The sequence below is a fragment of the Nonlabens ulvanivorans genome, assembly GCF_032922765.1.
Lineage (GTDB): Bacteria > Bacteroidota > Bacteroidia > Flavobacteriales > Flavobacteriaceae > Nonlabens > Nonlabens ulvanivorans.
Genome location: NZ_CP136694.1, coordinates 338,525 through 353,881 on the forward strand (window position 1 = coordinate 338,525; position 15,357 = coordinate 353,881).

15 protein-coding genes are annotated in these 15,357 nt (G+C 35.4%); 8 read left to right on the top strand and 7 right to left on the bottom strand.

From position 1 onward, the window contains the following. Positions 1 to 20 precede the first annotated feature (20 nt). Entirely contained in the window at positions 21 to 1,412 is a 1,392-nt protein-coding gene (locus R1T42_RS01475) for a sugar transferase (RefSeq protein WP_317291018.1), read from the top strand. A 60-nt stretch (positions 1,413 to 1,472) separates the two neighbouring features. Here R1T42_RS01475 and lnt read toward each other — a convergent pair whose 3' ends face one another. After that, positions 1,473 to 3,080: an apolipoprotein N-acyltransferase gene (gene lnt / locus R1T42_RS01480; RefSeq protein WP_317291019.1), complete on the bottom strand. Its 1,608-nt coding sequence runs from the start codon at positions 3,078 to 3,080 to the stop codon at positions 1,473 to 1,475. Positions 3,081 to 3,109: 29 nt separating this feature from the next. Then, positions 3,110 to 4,192 carry a putative type IX sorting system protein PorV2 gene (locus tag R1T42_RS01485; RefSeq protein ID WP_317291020.1) on the bottom strand — a complete coding sequence of 361 codons (1,083 nt, stop codon included), beginning with the start codon at positions 4,190 to 4,192 and terminating at the stop codon, positions 3,110 to 3,112. A gap of 109 nt (positions 4,193 to 4,301) precedes the next feature. Between R1T42_RS01485 and R1T42_RS01490 the strand changes: the two genes are divergently transcribed. Beyond that, the gene (locus R1T42_RS01490) at positions 4,302 to 5,057 is read left to right on the top strand and encodes a CDP-alcohol phosphatidyltransferase family protein (protein ID WP_317291021.1); all 756 of its coding nucleotides are present in this window, start codon (positions 4,302 to 4,304) and stop codon (positions 5,055 to 5,057) included. A 9-nt stretch (positions 5,058 to 5,066) separates the two neighbouring features. Here R1T42_RS01490 and lptB read toward each other — a convergent pair whose 3' ends face one another. Next, positions 5,067 to 5,813, bottom strand: coding sequence for an LPS export ABC transporter ATP-binding protein (gene lptB, locus R1T42_RS01495; RefSeq protein WP_036581414.1), 747 nt, complete (start codon positions 5,811 to 5,813; stop codon positions 5,067 to 5,069). A gap of 148 nt (positions 5,814 to 5,961) precedes the next feature. On the opposite strand from lptB, the gene R1T42_RS01500 reads away from it, so the two are divergent. From R1T42_RS01500 to R1T42_RS01525, 6 genes are all read left to right on the top strand, one after another. Beyond that, a complete protein-coding gene (locus R1T42_RS01500) occupies positions 5,962 to 6,192 on the top strand; it encodes a hypothetical protein (RefSeq protein WP_042246202.1) in 231 nt (76 codons plus the stop codon). After that, complete coding sequence (locus tag R1T42_RS01505; protein ID WP_317291022.1) at positions 6,192 to 6,782, top strand: phosphatase PAP2 family protein; 591 nt, start codon at positions 6,192 to 6,194, stop codon at positions 6,780 to 6,782. The genes R1T42_RS01500 and R1T42_RS01505 overlap by 1 nt, the downstream gene beginning before the upstream one ends. Position 6,783: 1 nt before the next feature. Next, positions 6,784 to 7,233: an OsmC family protein gene (locus R1T42_RS01510; RefSeq protein ID WP_317291023.1), complete on the top strand. Its 450-nt coding sequence runs from the start codon at positions 6,784 to 6,786 to the stop codon at positions 7,231 to 7,233. Positions 7,234 to 7,332: 99 nt separating this feature from the next. After that, positions 7,333 to 8,190 (top strand): YHYH protein, encoded by an 858-nt coding sequence (locus tag R1T42_RS01515; protein WP_317291024.1) that lies wholly within the window; start codon positions 7,333 to 7,335, stop codon positions 8,188 to 8,190. A gap of 13 nt (positions 8,191 to 8,203) precedes the next feature. Next, positions 8,204 to 8,761, top strand: a complete 558-nt coding sequence (locus R1T42_RS01520; protein ID WP_317291025.1) for a toxin-antitoxin system YwqK family antitoxin — start codon at positions 8,204 to 8,206, stop codon at positions 8,759 to 8,761. After that, positions 8,670 to 9,407 (top strand): SCO family protein, encoded by a 738-nt coding sequence (locus R1T42_RS01525; protein WP_317291026.1) that lies wholly within the window; start codon positions 8,670 to 8,672, stop codon positions 9,405 to 9,407. The genes R1T42_RS01520 and R1T42_RS01525 overlap by 92 nt, the downstream gene beginning before the upstream one ends. Positions 9,408 to 9,435: 28 nt before the next feature. Here R1T42_RS01525 and R1T42_RS01530 read toward each other — a convergent pair whose 3' ends face one another. The 4 genes from R1T42_RS01530 to R1T42_RS01545 all read right to left on the bottom strand — a co-directional run bounded on the left by R1T42_RS01530 (position 9,436) and on the right by R1T42_RS01545 (position 15,310). Continuing rightward, positions 9,436 to 10,059, bottom strand: a complete 624-nt coding sequence (locus tag R1T42_RS01530) for a MarC family protein (protein WP_317291027.1) — start codon at positions 10,057 to 10,059, stop codon at positions 9,436 to 9,438. A 147-nt stretch (positions 10,060 to 10,206) separates the two neighbouring features. After that, entirely contained in the window at positions 10,207 to 12,513 is a 2,307-nt protein-coding gene (locus R1T42_RS01535; RefSeq protein WP_317291028.1) for an acyl-CoA dehydrogenase family protein, read from the bottom strand. Positions 12,514 to 12,870: 357 nt separating this feature from the next. Then, positions 12,871 to 13,242 carry an endonuclease domain-containing protein gene (locus R1T42_RS01540; protein WP_317291029.1) on the bottom strand — a complete coding sequence of 124 codons (372 nt, stop codon included), beginning with the start codon at positions 13,240 to 13,242 and terminating at the stop codon, positions 12,871 to 12,873. A 214-nt stretch (positions 13,243 to 13,456) separates the two neighbouring features. Continuing rightward, a complete protein-coding gene (locus R1T42_RS01545) occupies positions 13,457 to 15,310 on the bottom strand; it encodes a M1 family metallopeptidase (RefSeq protein ID WP_317291030.1) in 1,854 nt (617 codons plus the stop codon). Between the last annotated feature and the right edge of the window lie 47 nt (positions 15,311 to 15,357).

Sequence of the window (15,357 nt, forward strand, 5' to 3'; positions counted from 1 at the left end):
TTAGAGCCCTAATTTGAACGATGTCCCAACCAGGTTCTATACATTTTGAAATCTCTGAACGCAAGGTTTTATTGCGTATCATAGATGTAGCCGTCGTTTTAGGTGCGCTTCATCTAGTAGGTACTGTGTTTAATTTTGATTATTTTAAAATTAATGAAGAACATTGGTCTTGGATTATTTTGTTAGGTGCATATTTATTGTTCTTTGCGACTGTTTTTGAATTGTATCATTTACAACGCGCTAGTCGAATTACTTCTACTTTGAGAGGTGTGGTTTTTACCAGTTCTATTACTTCGTTAATTTACCTGTTGACACCTTTCTTAACACCATCTTTACCAGAGAATAGATTACAGATTTTATATTTTTATCTAGCCATCACTTTATCACTTTTAATCTGGCGAGCCTTTTACATTAAGTTATTTTCTAGTTCTAGATTTTATAAGAACATACTAATTATTGCAGATGCCACAGACGCTGCTCAAGTAGCAGAAACACTACAGGAAGCTGATCCTAATTATAAAATTGCAGGTTATGTTAATACAGATCGAGAACTTGAAATAGGTTATGATGATCGTATTAGTATATTAACGATACCAGAAGCAAAAAACAGATTAGAAGGTCAAGAGGTGAGTGAAATTGTTATAGCTTCTTCAAATGTTGAAGGGATCACGCCAGAGCTGTATGAGTGGCTTATCGAGTTAGTAGAAAACGGTTTTTCTGTAAGAGAATATACTCAGATTTATGAGGAGATTACAGATCGAGTGCCTGTTCAATATGTAGGTAAAGATTTTTATAAATACTTCCCATTTGCACGTAGCAATCAGAATAAACTCTATATGGTATATCATAGATTGTTTGACATCGTTTGCTCCATATTAGGTTTGATTTTTGGACTAGTTTTATTGCCTTTGATTTTTATCGGTAATATAATGGGTAATAGAGGTCCGTTGTTTTATAAACAAGAGCGTGTTGGTAAAAATCGTAAGTCTTTCCAGATTTATAAATTTAGAACAATGGTCAAAAATGCTGAGGTTGATGGAGCTCAATTTGCCACTAAAAATGATAGTAGAATTACTGTTTTTGGAAAGTTTTTAAGAAAGTCTCGTCTTGATGAATTTCCCCAGTTTTATAATATTTTAAAAGGTGAAATGAGTATTATTGGACCTAGACCAGAAAGGCCTGTATTTGTAAAACAACTTTCTGAAAAGATTCCTTTCTATGAAACCAGACATGTCGTAAAACCAGGATTAACTGGTTGGGCACAGGTCAAAACTAAATATGGAGAGTCAGAGCTAGACAGCCTAAGAAAGTTACAATATGATCTTTATTATATTAAACATCGCAGTTTATTCCTAGACTTAAGAATCATCGTTAAAACTTTAAGTACTATCATTTTTTTTAAAGGACAATAGGTAACATTAAAACTTTCACTTTACTCAATAGACATTGAAGTCATTTTATAATTATTCTATTTAGGAACGTTTTTTTCGGCGTCTAGTAAAGCCAAATAATAGAGTAAATACACCCATAAATATCGCAATACGAGCTATGTAATCACCATGTTGTACATAAAAAGTGATGTCATCACGTTTTCTTATCGTACCGTTTATGGCGCCTTGTTTACCGTATCCCAATGATTGTATAATTTTTCCACGGTGATCGATGATAGCGCTTATGCCCGTATTAGCGCTTCTTGTAATCCATCTTCTAGATTCTATAGCACGCAGCCTAGCTAAACTTAAATGTTGTTGATGTCCTTGAGTATTTCCCCACCACGCATCGTTAGTGATAATGGCAAGAAATTGCGCTCCATTATTTATATATCCAGTGACGTATTCTCCATATACAGATTCGTAACAAATTATGGATGCTACTTTAGATTCATTTAATGAAGTAAAGACACTACGTTCTTTTTGGGTGGTTTTAGTAGCTACAGTTCCGCCTAGATCTATCATGGCATCACCTAGTATCGGTTTAAGAATACTTTTATATGGAAAGTTCTCTATACCTACAACCAACTTAGATTTATGATATAACTCAACAGGTCCCAGCTGGTTAAAAAACATCGCGCTGTTATAATCGTCATAATAGGTCACTCCATCACTAGCCAGATTTGTTTGATTGGTAGCTTGATCAGGATTTTTAAATACATCAACTAATGATATACCACCTAAGTAGCTCAGGTTGGGATAGGAGGCAAAATTACCTCTCAGACTTTGTAGTGTAGGATGATAATTAACTTGACTTATCCTTATGTTATCAGCGATCACAGTTTCTGGAGCAATTACAAACTCAGTATTTTGTGTTATTTCAGGTAAAGCAAGGTTTGTGATGAGTTGAGTGACCTTATCATTTGTAAAGGTGTATTTCTCTTCATAAGGATCTATATTAGGTTGCACAATTACTACATCAGTGCCGCTATCTTTATTTACTTCAAAATAACTGAATAAAATAATATGAGATATTCCTATGGGAATTAAAATCACCAACGCTGGTAATACTGATTTTTTAAGAGCTTGAATCACAGTAAAGCTATAATTCTTCAATTTGAAAATGGTATAAAATAGGATTACATTTAATAACCAGATCCACAAGGTACCACCAAAAGTACCAGTATATTCATACCATTGAATCCAGCTTACATATTCACTGAAACCATTACCCAAATTGAGCCATGGCCATGAAAAGTCCCATTGCAAGTGCATGTACTCAAAGCTAATCCATAAACAGCTTAAGAATGTAAACGCAGCACCTTGCGATACTTTTTTAGCAAATTTATGATAACATAAAAATACTAGAGCCATCAATAAACTGTTTACTAAAACAGCAAACCACATTCCAAATCCAGTTGCAAGATAGAGCCACCAAGTGGTTGAAATGTTCCAAATAAAAAAACTGAGATACGAAAGTCCTAAAACACGCCATCCTTTGAATCTTAATTCAGATTTTCTGATATGAAGTTCTGCAAATAGTAAAGGGACAAAGGCGCCAAATAATAGTAAAGGAAAACCATAAGTAGGCCATCCTAACCATAATAATATACCTGATAAAAGAGCGAGAAGAATACTAGAGTACTTCATATATAAACTAAGATGCTAAGGTATCAAACTTATCTAGAAAATGTAGAAAGATCTACCTTAAGAGAGAAAATATTTGAATAAAGCGCCTCGCTAGAATCGCCTATATCTGTCAGTGCATAATCTACCGCAATACCTTTGTACTTAAAGCCTATTCCTATATTAGGTTGAAAGTTCACGTTATCACTTCCATCGAGTTGTTGCACGTTTTGAAAATTACCGACTCCAGCTCTCACAAAAACTAAATCTGTAAATCCATACTGTAAGCCTAATGCTGGTGTTGCACTTACTGCACTACTAGATATAATATCATTAGTTTGTATAAAGCGCATATTTAAATCAACTTCGGCAGTTAGAATATGGTCGTAGTGAAATGTGAAAGTACGAGCAACACCTATCTGTAATTTAGGTAATGTTATTTCTGTTGTTTCTGGTAAATCTTGATTTTGATTTTCCACGGCTCCTTGTACTTCGGCATATTTTTCTTCATCGATGGTCCAGGTATTGTAGGTTGTTGTAATGTCTCTAGCCATAAAACCTAGTTCCCAGTCACCACGTTTAAACTGTGCGCCTACATCAAAGCCAAAACCCCATGCATTTGCAAATTCTCCTATAACTCGTCGTATGACTTTCACATTACCTCCATAACTAAAACCATCTAATTGTGATTCTCTTGCATAAGAAAATGTGAAAGCCCAATCTGCAGTTGAGAATGTAGAAATACGGTCATAATTAATATTTCCTTGTTGATCAATTAATTGAGTTGTATTTAATATGTCATCTACAGAAAATCGTATGACAGAAAACCCAAAGGCACTAAAGTCGTCTATAGGCATGGCAAATGCACCATAATTGTACTGTGCAATATTTGCAAAATAGTTAGCATGCATTACACTAATCTCTTGTTCTTGAACACGCATTAATCCTGCTGGATTCCAGTAACCAGCATTGACATCATTAGTGCTAGCAACCACTGCGTTGCTCATACCTAGTGCTGCTGCATCGACTCCTATGTTTAAGAATTCGTTAGAGTATGCTCTAGAGGTTTGTGAATACGCTTTCGCGAAAGCGAGAACGCAACACAATACAATAATAAAATTAGCTTTTCTGGTCATATATAATCTAGCTGCAAATATCTAGGTTTCTCACTAAATAACTAGCAAAACCCTAGGATATTGCATATCAAGTTGAAACAAGTATCGTAGAAAACTGCATATTTGTAGAATGAAGAAATGGACTCCTAATTTAATAACGATGTTAAACCTATTGTCTGGTTGCATCGCTGCGGTATATGCTTTCAAAGATGAGTTGATACTTGCTGGTGTTTTTGTGGCGCTAGGTATATTTTTTGATTTCTTTGACGGTCTGGCAGCTAGATTATTAAAGGTTTCTAGTGAGTTAGGTACGCAGTTAGATTCACTTGCAGATATGGTTACTAGTGGTGTTGTGCCTGGTATTGTCATGTGTCAATTACTTGCAGATGCTACAGGTCACTCTTCTACATTATTTGCTGTGAATGGCGATCTAGGATGGAGTAGTGCAACCAGTTTATTTAAGGAAATTACTTTTTTAGGATTTTTAATTACTGCGGCCAGTGGTTATCGACTGGCTAAATTTAACATAGATACCAGACAGACAGATTCTTTTATAGGTGTACCTACACCAGCAAATGCTATTTTAATCATCTCACTAGGGATTATTGCTCAAATGACAACTAGCGATTTTATTTTTGGATTATTAAGTAATCCATATGTTTTAATACTAATCACGATTATAAGCTGTTACTTACTTAATGCAGAATTACCGTTGTTTGCGTTAAAATTTAAAACCTTCGGCTGGAAAAGCAACGAGATAAGATGGATTTTTATAGCGATATGCATTGCAATGATTGTGATACTTAAAATCTATGCGGTTCCTTGTATTATCGTTCTTTACGTGTTGATGAGCGTTTTTAATAATTTCAGCGCTGTAAAATCGTAAGGTTAATCCTTAATCAGCAAACAACTTCTTCTTGCGCAGCTCAAAATTCTGACCTAGGTATACTCGACGTACTACTTCATCTTCAGCAAGTTCTTCTGGACTACCATGTTTAAGAATATTACCTTCAAACATCAGGTAGGTACGGTCCGTAATAGCCAGCGTTTCTTGAACGTTATGATCAGTGATAAGAATACCTATGTTCTTTTTAGTTAGTTGAGCGACAATACGTTGTATGTCTTCTACAGCTACTGGATCTACTCCAGCAAATGGCTCATCTAGTAGTATAAATGTTGGGTTAGTCGCAAGTGCGCGAGCAATCTCTGTACGGCGTCTTTCTCCACCACTTAATAAGTCACCATTACGGTTGCGTCTATCTTCTAGACTAAATTCTTCTAATAACATCTCGCAACGTTCTCGTTGTTCTTTTTTAGTCAGGTCAGTTAATTGCAGTACGCCCAGTATGTTCTCTTCTACCGTTAATTTTCTAAATATAGAAGCTTCTTGTGCCAGATAGCCTATACCATTTTGTGCACGTTTGTACATCGGGTATTGAGTAATCTTTTTATCATCTAGCCACACATCACCACCAGTAGGTTTAACCAGTCCTACAGTCATGTAGAAAGATGTTGTTTTACCAGCACCGTTAGGCCCTAGTAGACCTACGATTTCGCCTTGGTTCACTTCAAAAGAAACACCTTTAACTACTGGTCTGCCTTTATAGGACTTCTGTAAATTATCTGCTCTTAGTTGTTGCATAAAACAAAGATACTTTTTATAATTCTGAATTTCTTAGATTGCACTATTATTAAAAACTAAGTTAAGGTAACCTAGAGTTTTAGTAAAACTGCTGCGACAGCAACATTTTACAATTCTCAACGATAACATATAATTCATAACTAGTAACATGGCTTTCCCTAGATTTCTTATGGGCGATAACGCTCACCATCCCGAAGATATTTTTGTAGTACACCTCGATTATCCTCGATTTGTGATAAATTTAAAAGATGATACTCTAGAATTTCTAGAAGATATTGAAAAGAAAGATAAAGAAGAACTTGAGGAAGAAACCAAGAACCTAATCGAAGAAGCTAGTCGATTCTACGACGAGCAGTGTGCTATCTATGATAAAGAATAATGGAAGATATTAAACAGCTAGACTGGGATTTAATGCTTTTGTTGAATGATTGGGGAAACGATACCGTTGATTTAATTTTCAATATCATTACTTATAAATTCTATGCAATCCCACTTTATCTGTACTTGTTTTATGTACTTTTTAAAAAGTTAAATAAAAAAGAATTGATTATAGCGTTAATCACTATTGCATTATTAGTTGCGATAAGTGATCAAGTTGCGATGCTATTTAAGAATACATGGGTACAGCGATTAAGACCGTTTAGAGAACCAGCTTTAGAAGGGTTGATCTCTAAAGTAGGTAAAAGTGGTGGTACTTATGGTTTTTATAGTGGACATGCTAGTAATGCCATGGCACTTGCTGTATTTATGTGGCATATGCTCAAGCAGTCTCATAAAACTACTGGAATATTGCTTTTTATATGGGCTGTGTTAGTGGCTTATAGTCGCGTTTATTTAGGAGTACATTATCCAGGTGATGTGTTGATGGGGATGTTTATGGGAACTGTAATAGGTTGGTTATGTTATCGATTATTCGCTTTCGCGAAAGCGAAATATGCACCAGCTTCTTCATCATCCACGGCACTTTAGAATGAAAAAAGAATTCTTTTTCGAGGTACAAACTCAGTGGAAAAAAGGACAATTTAAAAACCATAAAACTCATACCTCTATTATAGAAGGGAAAAAAGATATCATCGTATCTGCAGCCCGAGAATTTAAAGGAGATAAGAATAAACACAACCCAGAAGACCTTTTGTTAAGCGCATTGTCTTCTTGCCATATGATGTCTTATTTCTACGTGTGCCAGCAGCATGGTATAGATGTCTTAGAATATACAGATAAGGTTTCAGGTACTTTATTATTAAACGAAGACGCTAGTGGTGCTTTTCAAAAAGTTATTCTTAATCCCGAAGTCTTAATTCTGGATGCTCAACAAATAGATATAGCTACAAAATTACATGAAGAGGCACACCAACTTTGTTTCATAGCAAATTCTGTCAATTTTGCGATTGAGATAAAACCTATAGTTAAAGGTGTTTAATACTTTTTTAAGTATTGATTAAACCTTTAGAGTTTTTATTAGTCTAAGTATTATATCAATTAACAGCGCTTGAATCGAAAGCGCATAACACTTAAGTTTATGAATCAATCAAAAAATAAATCTTTCCTTATGTATATAGGGATTTCGATAATGGCTATCGCAGGAGCCTATTCTTGTACTTCAAGCGATGACGATAATGGAAGTGCAACTGATGATGGAAGTGGAAATGGTACAACAGAATTACATGCCGCTTTTGCTGAATTTGACACAGATAATGTCACGATCATGATGAGTGGTACTTCATCTGTAAATATTGAGACTAACGGTTTGCCTAATCACACTTCACCTTACTGGTCCAGCACAAATGTACGTACCATAACTGGTCCGAATGGTAATGCGGTTGTGACAGGTCCTGCCGCTACTGACCATCCTTTATATGTGGATCCTATTGTTACTAGTGGAGATCAAATGGCACCTGGTAACATAGACGACTTTAACGGTTCCTTTTCTTTAACAGTTCCATCAAGTCCAACGTTGGCTAGTAGTTCCTCAACGACTGGTTTAGGAGCCATAGGTATTGCTGTTAGCGGTTCAGTAATTTATAATGATGAAGAAGGACCTAATGTACCACTAGATAGCGCGGTAGGCTCGTTAGATTATACCGCAGCGCATACAGGACCACAAAGTTACCACTACCACTTAGAACCTAAAGCTTTTTCTGATGATGATGATGCACTAGTTGGTATCATAAGCGATGGTTTCTTTATTTATGGTAGAAAATGTACATCTACAGGAACATATCCTACTGATCTAGATGCTTCTGGTGGGCATACCTCTACTACACAACATACAACAACTGCAGAGTATCATTACCATATTCAGAATACAGTATACTTAAATCAATACTATATCATATTCCCTGGCGATTATCAAGGCACACCTAATAACATACAGTAGTATATTGATCTTATTGCTTTTATCAAGCTGTAAAACAGATTCAAATCATGTTGTAAAAACAACTGAAAAGTTAGAGATTGATAAAGCAACTTTAGAATTAAGACCTAATGAAGGGCTCATGTATTATAACAACGAGCCCTTTACAGGATTCTCTGTAATTAGTTACTCTAATGGATTAACTGCAGAAAAGATTGAGTATCTCAATGGATTACGCCATGGATTATATGAGAAGTGGTTTAGGGATGGAACTTTGAGTTTTCAATCTCGATATGAGAATGGACTACAGCATGGTAAAACAATATCCTGGTGGAATAATGGTCATAAACGTTCTCAAAGTAATTTTGAGAATGGTGTAGCTCAAGGTGCCCAGTTTCAATGGTATACTAACGGTTCTATTTTTAAAGAAATACATCTAGTCGATGGACGTGAGCAAGGCATGCAAAAATCTTACCGTCAGAATGGTAAACTTTATAATAATTATGAAGCAAAAAATGGTAGAATCTTTGGACTCAAAAAAGCAACACTTTGTTTCTCTCTCGAGAATCAAGAAGTCGTTACTGATACTTTGTAATGTTGCCTTAATAGTTAGTTGTGGCTCTAAAGAACAGAATAATAAACCCATTGAAGAAGAGGTAGTAAGTAGAGTAGAGGCGTTGCCTTATTACCAAGAGGCCACTTTTACACCATACTGGCTTTCAAAAGATAGTGACTCGCTTATAGATTTTCATAGAATTCCTGATTTTACTTTTATCAATCAAAATGGTGATACCATCACTCAAGACTTCTATAAAGGCAAAATTTATATTACAGATTTCTTTTTTACCGTTTGTCCTGGAATTTGTCCTGCAATGACTAAAAATATGAATCGTCTTCAAAACGAATTTTTAGAAGACGAAGAAGTGTTATTACTTTCTCATTCTGTCACGCCAGATTATGATACGCCCGCTGTTTTATTGGAATATGCACAACGTAAAGATGTGAATGTTAAAAAGTGGAATCTCGTTACTGGCGATAAGGATTTAATTTATGATCTAGGTAGAAATCATTATTTTGTAGAAGAAGACCTAGGTACCACTAAAGATATCAATGATTTTTTACACACTGAAAACTTTATTTTAGTAGATAAAAACAAACATATTCGTGGTGTTTATAACGGTCTTAATAAAGCATCAATAACTCAACTTATTGCAGATGTAAAGACTTTACAAGCAGAGTAAGTATAATAATTAATTCACCGATACTATATTAGTTCAACACATCAAATGATAATTTCAAACCTGAAATAATCATACTAGTACCTATTATCGCAATAATTAATCCCATCAATTTTCCGATTACAGAAATGACATTATCACCTATTTTCTTAGCGATGACATCACTTAGTGAAAATGCGATGTAATTCAATAAACACATCAAAGCAAAAACAATAAGAACTACAGCAATATCAGCATACGATGAGGTGTTTGCCACAAAGTTAGTTGCGGTTACTATAGTACCAGGACCTGCAAGTATAGGAATAGCAAGTGGTGATATAGCGATATTCTCATCATAATTTACCGTTTTGAGTCTTTTGATGTTTGACTTCTTAGACTGCAGCATTTCAAAACCTACAAAGAATATTAAAATTCCGCCTGTAATTTTAAAAGCTGGAATAGTAATTCCAAATAGCTCAAAAATGTAATTTCCTAAAAGCACAAAGGTGCTAACAATGATAAAGGCTACAATTATCGCTTTTAGATTAATTCTTTGCTTCGTTTCTTTATCTGCTCCTTCAGTAATCGTTAAAAAGATAGGCATATTAGAAATAGGATTCATAATAGCAAAAAAACCTGTAAAAACAGTAAACGCAAAGGTTAGTAAATCTTCCATTAATTTGTTTTAATATCTCTGTGCAGAAAAATTGATGATACCGCTCAATTTTGAAAATATCCTGTACTTATCCTGCAATAATAAGCAAAATGAAGGTCTAAGCTCAATTATAAATCCAGCATTAATGATTACAATAAACTAATGGTGCTAATAAAATTTTAAAGCGGTTGCAGTCATGTGTGCTGGAATATCAAAAGCATCCACTAAATGCTGACTTTCTTCTTTTAATTCTTTACACAGTTTTGAAACTAGCTTATTAATAGCAAGAGATTTTGAACCTGATATGTAATCGTGTTCTAGATACCAGCCTTTATGTTCCTCTATGCGATGCAGGGCATATAAATTTTTAAGTGAAGTAAGAACTTCTTTTACGCTATTCTGTTCTTGTTTTTTAATGGTTTCTATAAAATGTTCTAAAACGATGCGATCTATATAAGCACTAGCCATATCTATTAAATGTACTTGAACATCTAGAAAAGCTTCATAGCTATCCATACCACTTTTAATCTTTTTGTTTAGTCTCATCGCTAGAGTACGCAAGGAATATTCTTCTCTATAAGTGAACGCTGCTAGTTGAAATTCATTACCTAATAAATGTTCTTGAGAAGTATCTCTTGTTACAAGAGCATTAAGTTCAGTTAGATTTGTAGACGCGATGTTGGAAATATATTTAAGGGTATCCCACCAATCCATTCGGCCAAATTGCTTTTTGAAATAGGTCAGACGACTTTTTGCCGTGAGTTGTAACAATACTGTATTATCACCTTCAAAGGTCATGAATATATCTGTGTCAGCTTTCAAACGGTCAAAATACATCTCGCTTAAATAACCTTTTCCACCACAGGCTTCACGACAGGTTTGAATCGTATCTGTAGCATTCCATGTACTTAGTGCTTTTAATCCAGCAGCAAGCGCTTCTATTTCTTGAGCATCATGATCTGAATGGCTGGTATATTCTCTTAGCAAGTGTTCATGTGCAAAATCATATGCATAAGCATTTGCAATTAACGGCATTAACTTTTTTTGATGCGTTGGATAGTCCATAATGGACTGTTCTGGTTTACCTGGTGGACCAAATTGCTTGCGATCCAGTGCAAAATAGATAGCCATATTTAGAGCTTTTTTGGCAGCAGTGTTTCCGGCAATAGGAACACAAAGTCTTCCACCTACTAGTGTTCCTAGCATAGTAAAGAAACGTCTAGATGAGCTACTTATAGGACTTGTGTATTGTCCTTCTTCATCTACATCACCAAATTTATTGAGCAGATTTTCTTTTGGGATTTTAACCGTATTAAAATGTAATGTCCCGTTGTCTACACCATTGAGTCCCATTTTATGACCATTATCGCCTATCGTAATTCCAGGCATGGTTGCACCTTGTTTGTTTCTAATGGGAACTAAAAAAGCATGTATTCCATGTTCCTCGTCATCGACTATTAGTTGTGCAAACACTGTAGCCATTTGGGCATGCATCGCGGCGTTCCCTATATAAGTTTTTCTATCATTATGTGTTGGTGTATTAATAATAAAAGATTGATCATCTGGTTGGTAAATAGCAGTAGTTTGTAATGCTTTTACATTGCTGCCATGGTGCATTTCTGTCATTGCAAAACAGCCTGGTAAAGCCATCGTGCCTATATCTTTTAAATATTTATCATGATGATAATTAGTTCCTAAAGATTCTACACTGCCACCAAATAATCCAAAATGAACACCAAATTTTATAGTCAGACTCAAATCATATTTGGCCATTTCTTCAAATACGGCTGCATATTGTACCATGGAATCAGATCCTCCATAAGCAGATGGATAAGCAAGTTTACCTAGTCCAGCATCAGCAAGTTCTTGAGTCCATTGCAATACTTTTTCACGTCTAGAATACAGATCGTCACTATGGCTTTCTATCTCTTCTTTATGTGGATCTAGAATGCTTTGTACTTTATTCTTTAAATCAGTATTTCCATGTTGTAGCAAAGTCTTTAAAGCCTTGGAGTATGGCGCTTCAGACCTTTTTAAATTAGAATCTACCTTAAATAATGTAGGATTAAAATCATCTATAAATCGTATAGCTTCATGACTTGAAACACCTAGGTAATTTTCAATTTGCTGTAACGACTGTTTTGTCTTTTCGTTTGCCCATTCTTCTAGGTTCGGTTTTTTAGCCAGTACCGTTCCTAGGGAATATAAATCTTGTTTTTCACTTAAGTCCAGCACATCAGCATGCTGTTTTATATACTTTTTCCAATAAACTAATTCTCTTGCAGATGGTGGATGACTAGGGTCTAACCACTTTGAAATCAGTTGTTTTGTTGCGTCAGTGATGGTGTTGTTGTCATCAATCTGATTTTTAATATAATCGATTTCATGCTTTTCTAATACGCCATCAGCCCATGCGATATATAATAAAGGTAAAAATGGTAATAGAGAATCTTGAATGCTGATAGAAGTTTTCATAATGCTTTATATCTTAATCGCTGGTTTAACAGGTAGTAAGATACTTTGCAATTCTATATTATCAGCATTAAAAAATCTTAAAAGAATGAGTAGTTTTAAATAATACCGCTATGATCCTTTCCGACCAAAACTTGCTCTCGCTCGTTTTGTCCACCTATGCATTCCTCTCGTTCCGTAAACTACACTCGTCGAATGCAGGTGCCAAGGAAAGGAGTTGTGATATTTAGAATGTGCAAAACTCCTCGCCTTAGATCTTGTATCCGACGAGCTTTTTCAGCTAGAGGAATGCGCAAGACAGGTTTAGCAGCTTTGATGCAAACCAAGAGTGGTTGAAAGATGCTCGAAATAGCACACATCTTATACTATCTCACAATACTTTTTAATATCCTCTAACACATGCTCCAATTCACTAAAAACATATTGATTTTCATATCTTAAAACAGTAAACCCCATATTTCTTAAATCCTTATCTCGCAATTCATCTTTTTCTAATTGATTGGGCTCATCATGATAATCTCCATCCAATTCAATGATCAGATTATATCGAGCGCAGTAAAAATCTACAATGTAATTTTTAATAGAATGCTGCCTGCGGAATTTTAATCCATGAAACTTTTTAGTTTTTAATTCATTCCACAAAAAAGCTTCAGCAGGAGTTAAGTTTTTACGTAGTGATTTGCGATGATCTCTTAGATATGGCAAATTGTGAATAGGTTTCCTACGTTTCATCGCATGAATTTATTAAAATAAATTTAGATAATAAACAGCATTACATCGATCCTATCCGTCTTTGACTCTATCGAGTCCAATCCACCTTTCCTTTTCCAAGGAAAGGAGTTTTTTAATATTGAGAATGTGAAAAACTCCTCGCCTGAGAACAGGCGAGGTGGGATTTCGCAGAAATCTCGGAGTGGTTGAAGGATGCTAGTTTTGAGAGAAATCTCTATTCTATTCCCAACATCTCATCCACTGTATTTGCGGTAACACTATGGTAGTTACCTCTTGCAGTTTTGTAAATTTCTTTGGCTTCTTCTATTCGTTCCGCTTTCGCGAAAGCGTTAAAAAGAGTCGTCACATACCAGCGACGTCCTACAGTATTTAAGAACTCAGCGATTTTTGTATCTACGTTATTATCATGATAATTGTTCAAAATAGATTGCTCATACCAAACCATGGTGATGTAGGAGTTCGTAGAATCGGTCAAGTTGAAAGTGTCATCCAATGTTTGCATTTGTGTTACCGTAATATCTTCTGGGAAATTGCGCACAAAATGAACCCATTCTTGCGGTGTCCAGTTTTCAGTTTTAGTAACGTCTATTTTGTTTGTTTTTAAGAACTCTTCCAGCGTTTTCTCGACATTTGAAAATGCATCAGAAGTTATGACAGCAGCGTTTTCTGGCACACTAGGCTGGTAAATCCATTCCTCAGTATTGAAGGTGATGTTGTTTTTATCTAGCAAATTCTCGTTGAGGTAAGTAATGAAATCCTCTGTGTTTGTAGTGGAGAAAGCATTCTTTTTAAAGTAGGATTTTAAGAATGCATCCATGTTGTCACGTCCCACTTTTTCTTCTAGCGTGCGTAAAAACAGATAACCTTTATCATAAGCAATACTGTTCATTCCATCATCTGGATTGCGACCTTTTAAGTCTAGTTTTAACTTTGTGTCGTTAGGTGACTCTTTTAGAGCTTCCAGTTCATCTTCAAGATCTTGTCTGCCTATTAAGGCAAGCATATTAGCACGGTCTTTTCCATACAATGCTTCCATGATTCTAATCTCAAAATAAACGGTAAAACCTTCATTAAGCCAGAAATCATTCCAAGTGGCGTTGGTTACTAAATTCCCAGACCATGAATGCGCCAACTCATGCGCCACCAGCGATGTTAAACTTTTATCGCCTGCAATAACCGTAGGAGTCGCAAAGGTCAACCGCGGATTCTCCATACCACCAAAAGGAAAACTAGGTGGCAATACAATCACATCAAATTGATCCCAATCGTAATCGCCGTATAGATTCTCTGCCGCAACAACCATTTTCTCCATATCTGAAAACTCTTCATGGACTTTATGGAGCATTGATTTCTCCGCATAAACACCAGTGCGTTCACTGATGGCTTTATACTCGATATCACCTATAGCAAGTGCAATTAAGTATGCCGGAATAGGCTGTTTCATTTTAAAATGATAAACGCCATTTCCGTTCTTTTCCTTAGGATTCTCAGCACTCATCACTGCCATAAGCTGTGAAGGAACTTTTACAGTCGCCTCATAAGTAATACGTATTTGTGGACTATCCTGAATAGGAATCCAAGTGCGCGTTAAAATCGCTTGACCTTGTGTGAATAGAAAAGGATTTGTTTTGTCTGCTGTTTGTTGAGCAGTAAGCCATTGTAAAGCTTCTGTTTTTGCCGTGGTAGAGTAGGTGACAGCAATTTGTTTAGTGTCTTCTTTAATGGCAACGGTTAACGGTTGCCCTAAAGATTCATCAAAATCACCTAAATCAAACTCTGTTTGTTCACCATTTTGAGTAACGCTTTCAATTTCTAAGAATTTACTATCTAGAATGATTTGCTCACTGCCATTATTCTCAATATCATAAGTCGCTGTTCCACTAATAACTTGTGTGTCAAAATCTACATTAATGTCTAAATCTAGATGAGTAATCACTGCATCATTAGGTTGTGCATAGGAATGGGATTCTTCTAGGTAGTTAGGTAGTTTTTGGAATGATTCTTTGTTTTTTTGGCAGCTGTAAAGCGTTAATATCAATGCAAGACTTAGGACACTTGTGTTTTTCATGAGTTGTTTTTAGGTGGATGTAGGATAAGATTAAAATTAATGGGATT

Coding starts and splice junctions, on each gene's coding strand:
- R1T42_RS01475 (WP_317291018.1), top strand. CDS start 21: ATGTCCCAACCAGGTTCTATACATTTTGAAATCTCTGAACGCAAGGTT.
- lnt (WP_317291019.1), bottom strand. CDS start 3,080: ATGAAGTACTCTAGTATTCTTCTCGCTCTTTTATCAGGTATATTATTA.
- R1T42_RS01485 (WP_317291020.1), bottom strand. CDS start 4,192: ATGACCAGAAAAGCTAATTTTATTATTGTATTGTGTTGCGTTCTCGCT.
- R1T42_RS01490 (WP_317291021.1), top strand. CDS start 4,302: ATGAAGAAATGGACTCCTAATTTAATAACGATGTTAAACCTATTGTCT.
- lptB (WP_036581414.1), bottom strand. CDS start 5,813: ATGCAACAACTAAGAGCAGATAATTTACAGAAGTCCTATAAAGGCAGA.
- R1T42_RS01500 (WP_042246202.1), top strand. CDS start 5,962: ATGGCTTTCCCTAGATTTCTTATGGGCGATAACGCTCACCATCCCGAA.
- R1T42_RS01505 (WP_317291022.1), top strand. CDS start 6,192: ATGGAAGATATTAAACAGCTAGACTGGGATTTAATGCTTTTGTTGAAT.
- R1T42_RS01510 (WP_317291023.1), top strand. CDS start 6,784: ATGAAAAAAGAATTCTTTTTCGAGGTACAAACTCAGTGGAAAAAAGGA.
- R1T42_RS01515 (WP_317291024.1), top strand. CDS start 7,333: ATGAATCAATCAAAAAATAAATCTTTCCTTATGTATATAGGGATTTCG.
- R1T42_RS01525 (WP_317291026.1), top strand. CDS start 8,670: ATGAAGCAAAAAATGGTAGAATCTTTGGACTCAAAAAAGCAACACTTT.
- R1T42_RS01530 (WP_317291027.1), bottom strand. CDS start 10,059: ATGGAAGATTTACTAACCTTTGCGTTTACTGTTTTTACAGGTTTTTTT.
- R1T42_RS01535 (WP_317291028.1), bottom strand. CDS start 12,513: ATGAAAACTTCTATCAGCATTCAAGATTCTCTATTACCATTTTTACCT.
- R1T42_RS01540 (WP_317291029.1), bottom strand. CDS start 13,242: ATGAAACGTAGGAAACCTATTCACAATTTGCCATATCTAAGAGATCAT.
- R1T42_RS01545 (WP_317291030.1), bottom strand. CDS start 15,310: ATGAAAAACACAAGTGTCCTAAGTCTTGCATTGATATTAACGCTTTAC.